Below are 13053 nucleotides of genomic sequence, written 5' to 3' on the forward strand. Positions count from 1 at the left end.
TAGAAATTCATATACAAATCATCAAAAATATTTGGAAATATCTTGGGTCTTTCGCCGAAGCGAGACAATAATATGTGTCGGCGTCCGGCCGATTTTATTTATTCGTGTATTCGTAAATTCGAGATGGAACCTCAAGGCAATCATGGGGTTTTCATGCAGGGCGGATTTTCAGATAGCCCTTAGGAGATTGTCATGAAACTTTATCTTACGAGTGCGGCGGCCGCGGTTGTCCTGATGAGCGGCATTGGTGCGGCGCTGGCGGAAGATGTCATCGTCGTCCAGCCGGAACAGAACACTATCGTTCGCGAGTACATCAAGAAGGAGCCACTGGCATCGGTGAACCTTCTGGGGGTCGAGCTCAAGCTCGGCTCGCCGGTGCCGGATACGGTCCAACTGCGCGAAGTGCCCAACGTCAAGTACCGCGTCGCCGTCATCAATGACCAGACTGTCCTGGTCGATCCCGAGACCCATCAGATCGTCGAAGTCCTGAACTAAGAGTCACCGCGTCAAACTTACCTTGGGAAAAACCCGCCTCCGACGTCGCGTCGGTGGCGGGTTTTCTTTTTGAGGCCGGCTCTTGGCCTATTCGGCGCAAGCGCATCGGGCTGGCAAAATCGTCCGCCAGGGTGCAGGGTCTTGCGAAACGTTCGCAAGCCGGCATATGTCGATGTGCAGCCGGCCTTTCGGCCGAGACCTGAAAGCCCTTCGATGACCATCCCGCCCATCGAAACTGCCCGCGATGACGCACCCCGCACCCTGCTTCTGCTTGGCAGCGCGCCCGACGCGGTGCGTTGCGAGCCCTGGCCGAAGCAGGCGTTCAGCCGGATCGTCGCCATCAACAATGCCTGGCGGGTGCGCCCCGACTGGGATTTCCTCGTCCATGCCGGCGATTTCCCGTCGGACCGGCTGCCCCACGACGCGACCTTGCGACAGGCTCGGATATTCAGCGCCACGCAGTATGTTCCGGCGCAGAACGCCTTCGGTGGCTTCGTCTATGCCGGCGCCACCATGGCGCTGACCGCTGCATACTGGACCATTCACAGCCAGAAGCCCGATGTGCTGGCATTCCTGGGCTGCGACATGATCTACGACCGTCCCGACAAGACGCATTTTTACGGCATCGGCCGTCCCGACCCGCTGCGCGACGACGTCACCCTGCGCAATCTCGAGGCCAAGTCGGCGCGCCTGCTTGTTCAGGCGCTGAAGCACGGCTGCCTGTGCATCAATCTGTCCGACCTGCCGCGCAGCCGGCTGGTCTTTCCCAGGCTCGCCTTCGACGAGCTTGGCGGCCTTTCGCTCACGCGGATTGCCGACATGAAGGCGGACATTCTTGGCAGAATCCGGCTCGACAAGGCCGAAAGAGCCGAGGAGATCGAGAGGGACCTCGGCTATTTCTACGAGGACGGCATGTACTGGAACCATCTCGACGAGATCGACGAGACGTTTCTTGCCGACATTGACGGGCTGTGGATGTCGGCCGTCGAGCAGAGGCGGACGGGTTGACGCCGCCGACCTCCTCGCAGGAGAGGGAGGTCGGCAGCGCTAGATCTAGCCGGTCAGCTCACTCGGCGGCCAGCTTGTCTTGCGTGTTCGTGTCGAAGTCGCTGGCGTCGTGGCGCTCATGCAGTTGCAGGGCCGGTTCGCCGAAGGCGCGGTTGACCATGCGGCCGCGCTTGACCGCCGGGCGGGCGTCGATCGCCTTCGCCCAGCGCTGCACATGCTTGTACTCCTGCACGGACAGGAACTCGGCGGAATCATTGTACATACGGCCGAGCGCCAGCCCGCCATACCAGGGCCACACCGCCATGTCGGCGATGGAGTAGTCGTTGCCGCCGAGATATTCGGTCTCGGCAAGCCGACGGTCGAGCACGTCCATCTGGCGCTTCACCTCCATCGAGAAGCGGTCGATGGCGTATTCGAACTTCTCCGGCGCATAGGCGTAGAAATGGCCGAAGCCGCCGCCCAGATACGGCGCCGAGCCCATCTGCCAGAATAGCCAGGACAGCACCTCGGCGCGAGCCGGCTGCTCGCTGGGAAGGAATTCGCCGAATTTTTCGGCGAGATAGACCAGGATCGAACCGGATTCGAAGATGCGCACCGGCGTCTTGCCGCTGCGGTCCATCAAGGCGGGGATCTTGGAGTTGGGGTTGACCTCGACGAAGCCGCTGCCGAACTGGTCGCCATCGTTGATCCTGATCAGCCAGGCATCGTATTCGGCGCCCTTGTGGCCGCGAGCCAGAAGCTCCTCCAGCATGACCGTCACCTTGACGCCATTCGGCGTCGCCAGCGAATAGAGCTGCAGCGGATGCTTGCCGATGGGCAGTTCCTTGTCATGGGTGGGGCCGGCGATCGGCCGGTTGATGCTGGCAAAGGCGCCGCCACTCGGCTTGTTCCAGGTCCATACTTTCGGCGGGGTGTATGCGGTCATCGCGGGGCCTCGTGTTCGGGGGGCTTGTGGAAAGGATGGGCAGGTCCATCTAAAGCTAGGGTTGCGGATGGGGAAGTTCAACTTGCGTTGAACTATTGTTTTATGCCGCCGCTGCACGGACCTTCTACTGCGTAGGGGATGAGGTCAGCACCCACCCCCCTTGCACCATCTCGCATGCGGCATACGTATAAGAGACATCGCCTCGCCAGAGCATTGCATCGCAGGACAAACGCATGACCATCAATCCCAATCCGCGCTCGGTCGTTGCCGTGCGGGCCACTGTTCCGGAAGATGCCTTTACGGCCGGGGCGCTCGGCACGCTCAGGGAAGGCAGCGGCGTCGTCATTCGCACTGACGGGCTGGTGCTGACCATCGGCTATCTCATCACCGAAGCGGAAGAGGTCTGGCTGACCAGCCATGATGGCCGCGTCATCCCCGCGCACGCGCTTGCCTATGACCAGGAATCGGGCTTCGGCCTGGTGCAGGCGCTGGCGCCGCTCGGCCTGCCGGCGGTGGCGCTGGGCGATGCCGGCAAGGCCAGGATCGGCGACGCCGTGGTGCTGGCCGACGGCATCGGCCAATCCGTGCAGGCCAGGATCGTCACCAAGCAGGAATTCGCCGGCTACTGGGAGTATCTGCTCGACGAGGCGATCTTCATTGCGCCGGCACACCCGTCCTGGGGCGGCGCCGGGCTGTTCGGCGCCGACGGCTCGCTGCTCGGCATCGGTTCGCTGCGCCTGCAGATGAGTCGCAACGGCGAAGTCGCCGATATCAACATGGTGGTGCCGATCGATCTGTTGCCGCCCATTCTCGATGATCTCCTGACACGCGGCCAGGTGGCCAAGCCGCCGCGCCCATGGCTCGGCGCCTTGTCGGCCGAAAGCGACGGCAAGGTGGTGGTAATGAGCGTGACCGAAGGCGGCCCGGCGGCCAAGGCCGGCCTGCGCCAGGGCGACATAATTTCCGACATCCGCGACGGCGCGGTCGATGGGCTGGCCGATTTCTATCGCAAGCTGTGGGAGAGCGGCTCGGCGGGTGCCGAGATCCCGATGCGGGTGCTGCGCGACGGCCGCGAAACATGGCTGCGCGTCAAATCGGCTGACCGCGGCAGCTTTCTGAAAAAGCCGCAGTTGCAGTAGGCTCGTCAGCCACGCGATGCATCCCAGACTGCTCAAGACCTTCCTGGCGGTGACGCGGAGCCGCAACATCACGCGTGCCGCCGAGGCGGTTCATCTCGCGCAATCGAGCGTCAGCGACCAGATCCAGGCCCTCGAAGCCGAGCTTGGCGCGACCCTGTTCACGCGCACGAAGTCCGGCCTCGAGCTGACGCCGGCAGGGCTGGCGCTGAAGCCGATAGCCGAAGACCTGTTGCGGCTCGATGGCGAGGCGCGCGCGGCCGTGCAGGCGGCGGCAGGTTCGACAAGCGGGCAGGTGACCATCGGCGCGCTGGAGACGATCGCGTCCGCCCGGCTGGCGCCTTGGCTGCCTGGGTTCCAGGCCGGCCATCCGGACATCACCGTGCGGATGAAGGTGGCGGGCAGCGGCGCGCTGCTGCGCCAGCTGGAGGATGGTGAGATCGATGTCGCGTTCTGCTTCGAGCGCCGCGATGTGGGCAAGAACGCCACCGATGAACGCTTCGCCAGGCGCATGATAGCGGCCGAACTGCTGGTGCTGGTCGAAGCTCCGGGGCAGGGCGGCGCAGAGCATGGCCTGGCCACCCTTGCCACAATGCGCTTCGTGGCAACGGAGCCCGGATGCATCTACCGGCATATGTTCGACACCGCCTTTGCCGAGGTGGGCGTCGTTGCGCCGAAACTTGCCGCCGAAGTCGGCAGCATCGGCGCCATTGCGCGGCTGGTGGCGGCCGGCGCGGGGCTCGGCCTCGTTCCACGCCTTGCCGTCACGGACGCGATCGCGCGTGGCGACATCGTCGAAATGCCGTGGCCCGGCAGGCTGCGGACGGCGCCGCTCGCGATGATCTGGCGACGCCGACGCGTCCAGCCGCCGGCGCTCAAGCAATTGCTCACTGCCGCGCGCGACACGCTGGTGCCGGTCCCGCCGCTCGCCAGGGCTGGTTCAGGACCTGAATCGGCGAACCGCTCCAAGGCCTTGTTTGCAAACAACTCCTGACGGAGGCAACGGCGACCTAGACCAGCCGGTGCCCGCCCTCGACATGCAGCGTCGTTCCCGTGGTAAAGCCATTGCCGATCAGGAAGGCGATGGCATCGGCGATGTCGTCGGGTTGGCCGATCCGCCCGACCGGCAGCCGCCCGGCCATCGCGGCCAGCGTCTCGTCCTTGCGATCGCCGGCAACCTGGGCCCAGATCGTGGTGTCGACCCAGCCGGGTGACACGGCATTGACGCGGATCGGGGCGAGTTCCACGGCAAGCGCCCGCACCAGCCCTTCGAGCGCGGCATTGACTGATGCAACGACGGAGCCGCGCGCCGCCGGCCGGTAGGCGGCAATGCCGGAAACGAAGGTCATCGAACCGGTCCCTGCCAGCCGCGGTGCGCCGTGCTTGGCGAGCAGCAGCGGCCCATACAGCTTGCTCTCAACCACCTTTTGGGCCGCCTTCAGGTCAAGCTCCGGCAACAGCCGGTAGGCGCCTTCGATGTCGGCGGCGGTGCTGACGATGTGGTCGAGCCCGCCAATCCGCGCGAAAAGTGCGGCGACCTCATCCTCCCGGGTGACGTCGACGGCCGCCACCTCCAGGCAGACGGAATTGCCCAGCGCCGCGCGCGCCAGTTGCAGCCGGTCCTCGCCGCGCCCGGCGATGATCACCTTGGCGCCGGCCTCGACGCAGCGCCTGGTCAGCGCCAGACCCATGCCGGAACCGCCGCCGACGATCAGGATTTTCTGGTTCGAGATGCTCATATCCGCTCTGCCTTTGCTTGGATGGACAAGGGCATGGATTGGCAGTTCTGCGCGGCAGAAGGAAACGGAAGAAACTGATAGCGCCATCGGAAGGGCCGATGGAGCAGGGCGGGCGAGCGCCGTCTCTGGCTCAGCGCACCAGCGGACTTTCCCAGACGACAAACAGCAAAGCTTTCAGCTGGGCAAAGCGCTCCGGCCCAAGTTCGATGCGCCACTCCTCCTCGATGTCGCGCAGGATATCGACCATTTTCCAGAAGGCGGCATGGCCGCGTTCTGTGGACCGCACCACGCGCGCACTGCCGTCGCCGGGAATGTCGGAGCGGACGAGATAGCCGTAACCTTCGAGACTGCTGAGCAACTGGTTGATGGCCTGTTTGCTCATGCCGGCACGCTCGGCGATGGTGCCGGGCCGCGCGCCGTCCGGTCCGGGAAACTGCAACACCGCCATATGCGGCAGGCGCAATTCGTCGAAACCGGCGGCGTTGAGCTCCTTGATCAGCCGCCGCTGGATCGCTTGTGCCGGCACGCGCAGCAGGGCGCCGATCAGCAGGTTCTCGGTCTTGGTCTGCAGAATTTCCGTCGAGGTGGCCATTGACGATCCGGTAAATTGAGTTTACTGATAGCTAGTAAATGTAATTTACCGGAGAGGTTTGCGCAATGTCAGTCACGAATCTTCGGGTCAATCCAGCCGACGAGACCATCGGCGACAAAGGGCTGTCGATTCGTTTCCTTGTGACGCGCGACAGTTCGAACGGCAGCATCGCCGCCTTTGAGTTGAAGGTTGCCAGCGGACTGCGCCTGCTGGCGCCGGCGCACAGCCATGATCACTACGAAGAGACGATCTACGGCATTGACGGGGTGCTGACCTGGACCGTCGACGGCAAGCCGATCGAGGTCGGACCAGGAGAGGCGCTGTGCATTCCGCGTGGCGCAGTCCATCGCTTCGACAACAATGGCAGCATGGATGCGAAGGCGCTGTGCGTCGTCACACCGGCGGCGATCGGCCCGGACTATTTCCGCGAGATATTCGCCATGTTCCACGCCGCCGCCGGCGGTCCGCCGGACAAGGCCAAGATGATGGACATCATGCGCCGCCACGGGCTGACGCCGGCAGCGCCGCCACCAAGCTGAAGTCGGTCGAAGAGGCGCTGGTCACTCGCCGCAAGCGGTGAAGGTGGTGCCCGGGTTCCAGTCCTTGAAGGCGATGGTCTGGCCTTCGACCGAGACGGTCTTGTGCTTCGTGCTGCCGTCCGGCTGCTTTTCGCTGCTGGTGCCTTTGCCGGTCAGCGCATTGTACTCGCAGGCGCTTTCGGCATTCTCCTCCATATAGTCATAATGGTCATAGGCAAAGCCGGCGGCGATGAAGGCATCGTTGCGCCAGGCGATGGTCAGCGTCATGTCGGTCCGTTCGCTGCCGATCCGCATCGCCGGCTGGTAGAGTTTGATCGAGCCGTTGGGCAGCATCGTCAGTTCCGGCTCGGTGTCGGAGTTCTCGTTGCCCGGGCGGTCGTAGTTGTTCCATTCGCCGAGGATCTGCCCGTGCACGATTTCAACGGGCTTGAGGTAATTGTGCTCCTATTCCGAGATTTTCTACAGCGGGGCCGGGAGAAAAATGTTCGGGTCGAGGGACAGAGGGGAGCGCGAAGGAACGCCGTACGCGCCCGACAAGTTTGCTGCCGGAAACTGACAGCGACTCGTGCCATTCTGGTCGATGACGATGGGCATGATGCCGGAGGCAGGATGACAGTGAAAAAAGAGGACATGATGGCGCGAGCGACACCGAACAGGCAGGCCAACTGATGGCGCCGGTCAAAGTCGATCCCGAGAAGGTCCGCGAGTTCCCGGATGCCGCCAGCTTCCACGCCTGGCTCGGCAAGCACCACGCCACGGAAAGCGAAGTGTGGATCAAGGTGCACAAGGTGGGGTCGGGACTGAAGTCGATCACGCCCAAGGAAGCCATCGACGTGGTGTTGTGCTTCGGCTGGATCGATGCGGTGCGCAAGGGGCTGGACGAGAAGAGTTTCCTGCAGCGCTACACGCCGCGCGGCAGGAAGAGTATCTGGAGCCTGATCAACATCGACAATGTCGCGCGGCTGGTCGAGGAGGGCCGCATGACCGAACATGGGCTGAAACAGGTCGAGGCGGCCAAGGCCGACGGACGCTGGGCGCGCGCCTATGGCAGCGGCAAGGAGATGAAAATCCCCGATGATTTGCAAGCGGCCATCGACGCCGAGCCGGCAGCGAAGGCGATGCTGGCAAAGCTCAGCGCGCAGAACCGCTTCGCGCTCGCCTTCCGCACCCACAACATGAAGACCGAGGCAGGGCGCAAGAAGAAGATCGAGACTTTTGTGGCGATGCTGAAGCGCGGCGAGACGATCCATCCGCAGGGCAGGAAGTAAGCCCCTCAGGCGCCCGAGTGCGGATCGATGCTGTAGGGGTGCACGGGATAGCCGGGACCGATGGCATCGCGCACGCGGTGGATCCACGCCATGAGTGCCGGGCAATCTGTCAGAGAGAAGCCACAATCCTCGGCGCGATGGCTGTAGGCATAGACGGCGATGTCCGCGATCGTGATGTCGTTTCCGACGAGAAACGGGGTGTCGCCAAGGCTGCGGTTGAGTGCGGCGAGGGTGCGGGCTCCGGCTTCGCGTTTGCCCGCAACCATGCCCTGGTTGCGATCGAGCCGTCCGGTCAAGGTCCAGAAGCGCAGCGAGCCGATGACCGGCTCGACATTGTATTGTTCGAAGAACAGCCACTGCATGATTTTGGCGCGCCGATACCGGTCCGCCGGCAGAAAGGGCGTTCCTTCAGCAAGGTAGGTGAGGATCGCATTGGATTCGGCGATGGCGCTGCCGTCTTCGAGCTGAAGCACGGGAACCGCACCGGCCGGGTTGAGAGCAAGGAAGGCGTCGGCGCGGCTCTCGCCCTCGAAAATCGAGACGAGACGACTGTCATGGGAGATGTCGAGCAGCCCCAGGAGGACCCGGACTTTCCAGCCATTTTGCGATGGCAAATAGTCGTGGAGCGTGAGCATGGCTTCTCCTTCTGCGGCGAGGGGCTAGCGTTTCGCATGCGGCCCCGCCACCCGCCACCCGATTCCTGCGTCAGTGCGAAGACCGAAGCCGGCCGCGAGTTTTGAATCGTCGAACCGCTGTAAGCGTTTGTTTTTACGCAGGTCCTGGAACTGCGTGGCCAAGAAAAAAGCCGCCCTCGCTTTCGAGTGGCGGCCTTTTCCCGGGAGGATATCAAGAGAGAGTCAGAGCCAGACGGTTGACGGCTGTTGTTCACTGGTTCAGATCGACCGGTGTCACTCCAAGAAGCTTCAGGGCGTTGGCGAAGGTCCTGATACCTTGTGCCTGCTTGCGCTCGGCACAAAGCCGGTTTGCCTTGTCCTGGAGCGCGGTTGCCTCGGCGATCTCCCTGGCATCGGCTCCGGGTTCGGCTTTCGCTTGAATGACCCCGTCGAGTTGAAGACCGAGCCGGCTGCAATATTCGCTTCGGGTAACCGCCGCTTCCGCACCCGATTGCGCGACCGCAAGCATGGCGAGCGAAATGCCTGTCAGGGCAGCCATCCATCCGGTCGAACGTCGTTGCATGTTTGCGGACCATCTCTTTGCGTTGTGCCGCAGCGCTTCGGCCACTGCGGGGATGGTTATGACAGGCGATGTTTTCGCCAGTTTTTCCGGAGTGTTGAATCTTGTTTCTGGAGTGTGTCTGGCGGTGAAGCTGCCAATCTCCCACGTTGTGGGGGAGATGCCCGGCAGGGCAGAGGGGGGCGCCAAGGATCACCAAGTTCGTTGGTATCGCGACAGTTGCAAATGCTTCGGCCTAGATCGATGGATTGAGACGCCAGCGGGACAGCCCCCCCTCTGGCCTACCGGCATCTCCCCACGAGGGGGAGATCGGCTGTATGCGGCGCTTGCGCCTCTTCCTTTGCGGCCATCCTTCGCGTAAGGCGCCGGGCAAATCCTTTCATCGCAGACTCAGCCCCGGAAACCGCATGATCAGACTTGAAAGCATCAGCAAGCAGAACGGCCGTCAGCTTGTCTTCATCGAAGCGTCGGCGGCCCTGCAGAAGGGCGAGAAGGTCGGCCTTGTCGGGCCGAACGGCGCCGGCAAGACGACGCTGTTTCGCATGATCACAGGCCAGGAGCAGCCCGACGAGGGTCAGGTGCAGGTCGATCGTGGCGTCACCATCGGCTATTTCAGCCAGGATGTCGGCGACATGGAAGGCCACAGCGCTGTCGCCGAAGTGATGAACGGCGCCGGTCCGGTCTCTGAAGTCGCGGCTGAAATGGCAGCACTCGAGGCGGCCATGGCCGATCCCGATCAGGCCGACCAGATGGACGAGATCATCGAAAAATATGGCGAGGCGCAGCACCGCTTCGAGGAGCTCGACGGCTACGCGCTCGATGGCCGTGCGCGGGAAGTGCTCGATGGCCTGGGTTTCAGCCAGGAGATGATGGACGGCGATGTCGGCAAGCTCTCCGGCGGCTGGAAGATGCGCGTGGCGCTGGCGCGCATCCTTTTGATGCGCCCCGACGCCATGCTGCTCGACGAGCCGAGCAACCATCTCGACCTGGAAAGCCTGATCTGGCTGGAATCTTTCCTGAAGGATTATGACGGCGCGCTGCTGATGACCTCGCATGACCGCGAGTTCATGAACCGCATCGTCAACAAGGTGGTCGAGATCGATGGCGGTTCGCTGACCGCCTATTCGGGAAACTACGAATTCTACCAGCAGCAGCGGGCTATCGCCGACAAGCAGCAGCAGGCGCAGTTCGAGCGCCAGCAGGCGATGCTGGCCAAGGAGATCGCCTTCATCGAGCGCTTCAAGGCGCGTGCCTCGCATGCCGCCCAGGTGCAGAGCCGGGTGAAGAAGCTGGACAAGATCGACCGCGTCGAGCCGCCCAAGCGCCGACAGACCGTTTCCTTCGACTTCCAGCCGGCGCCGCGCTGCGGCGAGGATGTCGTCACGCTGAAGAACGTCCACAAGGGTTACGGCAGCCGCTCCATCTATGAGGGGCTCGACTTCCAGGTCCGCCGCCGCGAGCGCTGGTGCATCATGGGCGTCAATGGCGCCGGCAAGTCGACGCTCTTGAAGCTGGTCGCCGGCGCTTCCGATCCCGACACCGGCACGGTCGCGCGGGGGCCCAGCGTGAAGATGGGCTACTTCGCCCAGCACGCCATGGAAGTGCTGGAAGGCGAGCGCACCGTGTTCCAGACGCTGGAAGATGCATTCCCCCAGGCCGGCCAGGCGCCGCTCAGGGCACTTGCCGGCTGCTTCGGCTTTTCCGGCGACGAGATCGAGAAGAAGTGCCGCGTGCTGTCAGGCGGCGAGAAGGCGCGGCTGGTGATGGCGCTGATGCTGTTCGACCCGCCCAATCTGCTGGTGCTGGACGAGCCGACCAACCATCTCGACATCGCCACCAAGGAGATGCTGATCACCGCACTCTCGCAGTATGAAGGCACCATGCTGTTCGTCTCGCACGATCGGCATTTTCTGGCAGCCCTTTCCAACCGCGTGCTGGAACTGACGCCCGAAGGCATCCACACCTATGGCGGCGGCTATACGGAATATGTCGAGCGCACCGGGCAGGAAGCGCCGGGGTTGAGGAGCTAGGGACACGGCGGCTATCGACCCACGACGTTCATACGGTCGGTGTCCAGGCCTAGGAGCGATCTGCTTGTGGGAAGAAGAGTTCTGTGTACTCTCCACCATGCTTAGGAAAGGCTTCGGGATGAGAATTGCCATGTCCGTCGCATTGGCCGCGACAGTTGCCGGATGCGCGACCTCTCCGGTCGACTATGGAGCGTCGCTTTCGCAGCAGGACCAGAAATGGGCGTCGCCGCAATGCCAGCAAGCCCGGGCGGCGGCTTCGGACTACGACGCTCGCGAAAAGCAGCACCCGGGTTGGGCATTCGTCGCGCTTGGCCCGTACGGGTTGGGGATCCTGGCGGCTGTCAAGGAGCACGAGCAGAAGCAACGAAAATTGGTCGCGCGCGAGGTGCACCTGCAATGCTCGAGCCTTCCGCTGCCGAAGGAACTGCAGGGCGACTTGAACCCTGCGAGCGAAAATCAGAAATATCCATAGTTGCGACTGCCTCCTTCGCGATCAAGCGGAGGCGCCGGCGAAGGGCTCTGAGAAAGGCCCGCATCAGCCGGCCGGTTGGCTGCCGGTGTTAACCGCCAATTGCGCGTCAAAGGCACGCTTGTAGGCGGGCCGCGCTTCGCCGCGAGCGACATAGGCGGAGAGGTTCGGATAGTCGTCCAGAATACCCGACGCTCTCAGCCTGAGCAGCACCGACACCATCATCAGGTCGCCGGCGCTGAAGGCCCCATCGAGCCAGTCGGCATCGCCAAGGCGACGCGAAAGTTGGCCCAGCCGGTTACGGACGCGATCCTGAACGAGAGGCATGCGTTGCGCGGACCAGGACTTGTCGGCCTCATGGATCCTGGCGGTTGCGAGCTCAAGGATCGACGGCTCCACCGTGCTGAGCGCGGCGAACATCCATGTGATCGCACGCGCCCGGGCATTCGCATCGTCTGGCAACAGGCCGGTATGGTGCTCCGCGATATGGAACACGATCGCCCCCGTCTCGAACAAGCCGAGATCGCCTTCTTCGTAGGTCGGAATCTGCCCGAAAGGATGAAGTGCCAGATGTGCGGGTTCCTTCATCGCCCTGAACGAAACAAGACGAACCTCGTAGGGTTGGCCCACTTCTTCCAGCGCCCAGCGAACGCGCGTGTCACGCGCCAGTCCCTTGCCGCCGTCGGGCGACCGTTCAAAGGCTGTGATGGTGGGGATCATTGGAAGGCTCCGGGGTTGTCTGGTGTCCAGTTCTTGCGTTTGCATCCAAAGGACGAACGACCGGCAACATTCCCGACACCTATCTCATTTTTTGGCGATTGGATTCGCGGTTTGGACTGGCCGAGAGCATCCTCGGTGCTAGCGCAGCAGGCCTTCCGCCTCGAATGTGTCCCAGCCTTCCAGCTTTGGCCGTGGAGCGTCATCCTTGCGCGAATTGCGGGTAATGCGAACCTTGCCTTCCCGCTTTCCTGCTCGCGTCAGAGCGGCCTTGCCGGCCCCGCGCCGTCTGTTCTCAGTGACTTCCCGCGCATCCTCTTCTCTCCAGCCTGTCGCCAGGTCACGATCGAGAATGTCCTCGATGTGCCGTGGATCGAAGACATGGAAGGTTACGGCCTTGGAGCGCCCGCGCATCTTCACGGTGCGCGTGCCGACGCTTTTCAGGCGGCCATCCTTGAGCCACTTGTGACGCTCGCGGGAGGAGATCGCGAGAATGTCCTCTGCCTCTCGCGGAAGCACGGCCAGCGCTTCAATCCCGTCCAGTGTCCGGGAGATGGTTGCCGACGCGGCCTGGAACGCATCCGCATCGGTTTGCACCATGCGCAACACGATGCGGCCCGCCTCAGCCTTGGCAAACTTCCTCACCGCCCACGGCAGGCGGGCTCGAACTTCACGCTCGATCCCTTTCAAGCGCAAGGCGGAGCCAAGCGTCGCCGATGGCGGTAGTGGCCATTCGGCAACCAATGACGGGGTAGCTGTGCTCATGCCTCGCCCGAACCTGCCGTTAGGGACACCCGAACCTGCCGTTAGGGACAATTGCCGTGACGATGCCGCTCAGGATATTCCAAAAGGAACCGCGCTGCTTGTCCGCCATATACCATTTCGCTCATCAAGGGCCTCGTGAAACGATGGATCCCACAACGGAAATCAGGCTTGAAAGG

General features: G+C 63.1%; 16 protein-coding genes. 8 read left to right on the plus strand and 8 right to left on the minus strand.

All coding sequences use genetic code 11. The features are described 5' to 3' along the window. Window positions 1–192: 192 nt before the first annotated feature. Both ASD99_RS03245 and ASD99_RS03250 read left to right on the plus strand, forming a co-directional pair. Window positions 193–495, plus strand: a complete 303-nt coding sequence (locus tag ASD99_RS03245; protein WP_056591604.1) for a DUF1236 domain-containing protein — start codon at window positions 193–195, stop codon at window positions 493–495. A gap of 213 nt (window positions 496–708) precedes the next feature. Next, a complete protein-coding gene (locus tag ASD99_RS03250; RefSeq protein ID WP_057142812.1) occupies window positions 709–1503 on the plus strand; it encodes a hypothetical protein in 795 nt (264 codons plus the stop codon). Window positions 1504–1561: 58 nt separating this feature from the next. Here ASD99_RS03250 and yghU read toward each other — a convergent pair whose 3' ends face one another. Continuing rightward, window positions 1562–2428, minus strand: a complete 867-nt coding sequence (gene yghU, locus ASD99_RS03255) for a glutathione-dependent disulfide-bond oxidoreductase (RefSeq protein WP_057142722.1) — start codon at window positions 2426–2428, stop codon at window positions 1562–1564. A gap of 233 nt (window positions 2429–2661) precedes the next feature. Between yghU and ASD99_RS03260 the strand changes: the two genes are divergently transcribed. Then, complete coding sequence (locus ASD99_RS03260; RefSeq protein ID WP_056591614.1) at window positions 2662–3567, plus strand: S1C family serine protease; 906 nt, start codon at window positions 2662–2664, stop codon at window positions 3565–3567. A 16-nt stretch (window positions 3568–3583) separates the two neighbouring features. Beyond that, a complete protein-coding gene (locus ASD99_RS03265) occupies window positions 3584–4558 on the plus strand; it encodes a LysR family transcriptional regulator (protein ID WP_057142723.1) in 975 nt (324 codons plus the stop codon). A gap of 16 nt (window positions 4559–4574) precedes the next feature. Here the strand turns inward: ASD99_RS03265 and ASD99_RS03270 are convergent, their stop codons facing one another. Both ASD99_RS03270 and ASD99_RS03275 read right to left on the minus strand, forming a co-directional pair. Next, window positions 4575–5303 carry an SDR family oxidoreductase gene (locus tag ASD99_RS03270; RefSeq protein ID WP_056591619.1) on the minus strand — a complete coding sequence of 243 codons (729 nt, stop codon included), beginning with the start codon at window positions 5301–5303 and terminating at the stop codon, window positions 4575–4577. Window positions 5304–5433: 130 nt separating this feature from the next. After that, window positions 5434–5895, minus strand: coding sequence for a MarR family winged helix-turn-helix transcriptional regulator (locus tag ASD99_RS03275; RefSeq protein ID WP_057142724.1), 462 nt, complete (start codon window positions 5893–5895; stop codon window positions 5434–5436). Window positions 5896–5960: 65 nt separating this feature from the next. On the opposite strand from ASD99_RS03275, the gene ASD99_RS03280 reads away from it, so the two are divergent. Further along, the gene (locus ASD99_RS03280; protein ID WP_057142725.1) at window positions 5961–6434 is read left to right on the plus strand and encodes a cupin domain-containing protein; all 474 of its coding nucleotides are present in this window, start codon (window positions 5961–5963) and stop codon (window positions 6432–6434) included. Window positions 6435–6455: 21 nt separating this feature from the next. Here the strand turns inward: ASD99_RS03280 and ASD99_RS03285 are convergent, their stop codons facing one another. Beyond that, window positions 6456–6848, minus strand: coding sequence for a hypothetical protein (locus ASD99_RS03285; protein WP_244497609.1), 393 nt, complete (start codon window positions 6846–6848; stop codon window positions 6456–6458). A gap of 254 nt (window positions 6849–7102) precedes the next feature. Between ASD99_RS03285 and ASD99_RS03295 the strand changes: the two genes are divergently transcribed. Next, window positions 7103–7702 (plus strand): YdeI/OmpD-associated family protein, encoded by a 600-nt coding sequence (locus ASD99_RS03295; protein ID WP_057142727.1) that lies wholly within the window; start codon window positions 7103–7105, stop codon window positions 7700–7702. A gap of 5 nt (window positions 7703–7707) precedes the next feature. Here the strand turns inward: ASD99_RS03295 and ASD99_RS03300 are convergent, their stop codons facing one another. Next, complete coding sequence (locus ASD99_RS03300) at window positions 7708–8337, minus strand: glutathione S-transferase family protein (RefSeq protein WP_057142728.1); 630 nt, start codon at window positions 8335–8337, stop codon at window positions 7708–7710. Window positions 8338–8587: 250 nt separating this feature from the next. After that, the gene (locus ASD99_RS03305; protein WP_082525644.1) at window positions 8588–8875 is read right to left on the minus strand and encodes a hypothetical protein; all 288 of its coding nucleotides are present in this window, start codon (window positions 8873–8875) and stop codon (window positions 8588–8590) included. A gap of 428 nt (window positions 8876–9303) precedes the next feature. Between ASD99_RS03305 and ASD99_RS03310 the strand changes: the two genes are divergently transcribed. After that, complete coding sequence (locus tag ASD99_RS03310) at window positions 9304–10926, plus strand: ABC-F family ATP-binding cassette domain-containing protein (RefSeq protein WP_057142729.1); 1623 nt, start codon at window positions 9304–9306, stop codon at window positions 10924–10926. Between the two features lie 118 nt (window positions 10927–11044). Continuing rightward, window positions 11045–11398, plus strand: coding sequence for a hypothetical protein (locus ASD99_RS03315; RefSeq protein WP_056592190.1), 354 nt, complete (start codon window positions 11045–11047; stop codon window positions 11396–11398). Window positions 11399–11461: 63 nt separating this feature from the next. Here the strand turns inward: ASD99_RS03315 and ASD99_RS03320 are convergent, their stop codons facing one another. Both ASD99_RS03320 and ASD99_RS03325 read right to left on the minus strand, forming a co-directional pair. After that, the gene (locus tag ASD99_RS03320) at window positions 11462–12115 is read right to left on the minus strand and encodes a glutathione S-transferase family protein (protein ID WP_057142730.1); all 654 of its coding nucleotides are present in this window, start codon (window positions 12113–12115) and stop codon (window positions 11462–11464) included. A gap of 138 nt (window positions 12116–12253) precedes the next feature. Next, window positions 12254–12802: a hypothetical protein gene (locus tag ASD99_RS03325; protein WP_320410753.1), complete on the minus strand. Its 549-nt coding sequence runs from the start codon at window positions 12800–12802 to the stop codon at window positions 12254–12256. Window positions 12803–13053: the final 251 nt, after the last annotated feature.

It is taken from the genome of Mesorhizobium sp. Root695, assembly GCF_001428185.1.
In the GTDB taxonomy this organism is placed as follows: domain Bacteria; phylum Pseudomonadota; class Alphaproteobacteria; order Rhizobiales; family Rhizobiaceae; genus Mesorhizobium.

Bases quoted from the DNA above. Each gene is read 5' to 3' on its own strand.
- ASD99_RS03245 (WP_056591604.1), top strand. From the start codon at position 193: ATGAAACTTTATCTTACGAGTGCGGCGGCCGCGGTTGTCCTGATGAGC.
- ASD99_RS03250 (WP_057142812.1), top strand. From the start codon at position 709: ATGACCATCCCGCCCATCGAAACTGCCCGCGATGACGCACCCCGCACC.
- yghU (WP_057142722.1), bottom strand. From the start codon at position 2,428: ATGACCGCATACACCCCGCCGAAAGTATGGACCTGGAACAAGCCGAGT.
- ASD99_RS03260 (WP_056591614.1), top strand. From the start codon at position 2,662: ATGACCATCAATCCCAATCCGCGCTCGGTCGTTGCCGTGCGGGCCACT.
- ASD99_RS03265 (WP_057142723.1), top strand. From the start codon at position 3,584: ATGCATCCCAGACTGCTCAAGACCTTCCTGGCGGTGACGCGGAGCCGC.
- ASD99_RS03270 (WP_056591619.1), bottom strand. From the start codon at position 5,303: ATGAGCATCTCGAACCAGAAAATCCTGATCGTCGGCGGCGGTTCCGGC.
- ASD99_RS03275 (WP_057142724.1), bottom strand. From the start codon at position 5,895: ATGGCCACCTCGACGGAAATTCTGCAGACCAAGACCGAGAACCTGCTG.
- ASD99_RS03280 (WP_057142725.1), top strand. From the start codon at position 5,961: ATGTCAGTCACGAATCTTCGGGTCAATCCAGCCGACGAGACCATCGGC.
- ASD99_RS03295 (WP_057142727.1), top strand. From the start codon at position 7,103: ATGGCGCCGGTCAAAGTCGATCCCGAGAAGGTCCGCGAGTTCCCGGAT.
- ASD99_RS03300 (WP_057142728.1), bottom strand. From the start codon at position 8,337: ATGCTCACGCTCCACGACTATTTGCCATCGCAAAATGGCTGGAAAGTC.
- ASD99_RS03305 (WP_082525644.1), bottom strand. From the start codon at position 8,875: ATGGCTGCCCTGACAGGCATTTCGCTCGCCATGCTTGCGGTCGCGCAA.
- ASD99_RS03310 (WP_057142729.1), top strand. From the start codon at position 9,304: ATGATCAGACTTGAAAGCATCAGCAAGCAGAACGGCCGTCAGCTTGTC.
- ASD99_RS03315 (WP_056592190.1), top strand. From the start codon at position 11,045: ATGAGAATTGCCATGTCCGTCGCATTGGCCGCGACAGTTGCCGGATGC.
- ASD99_RS03320 (WP_057142730.1), bottom strand. From the start codon at position 12,115: ATGATCCCCACCATCACAGCCTTTGAACGGTCGCCCGACGGCGGCAAG.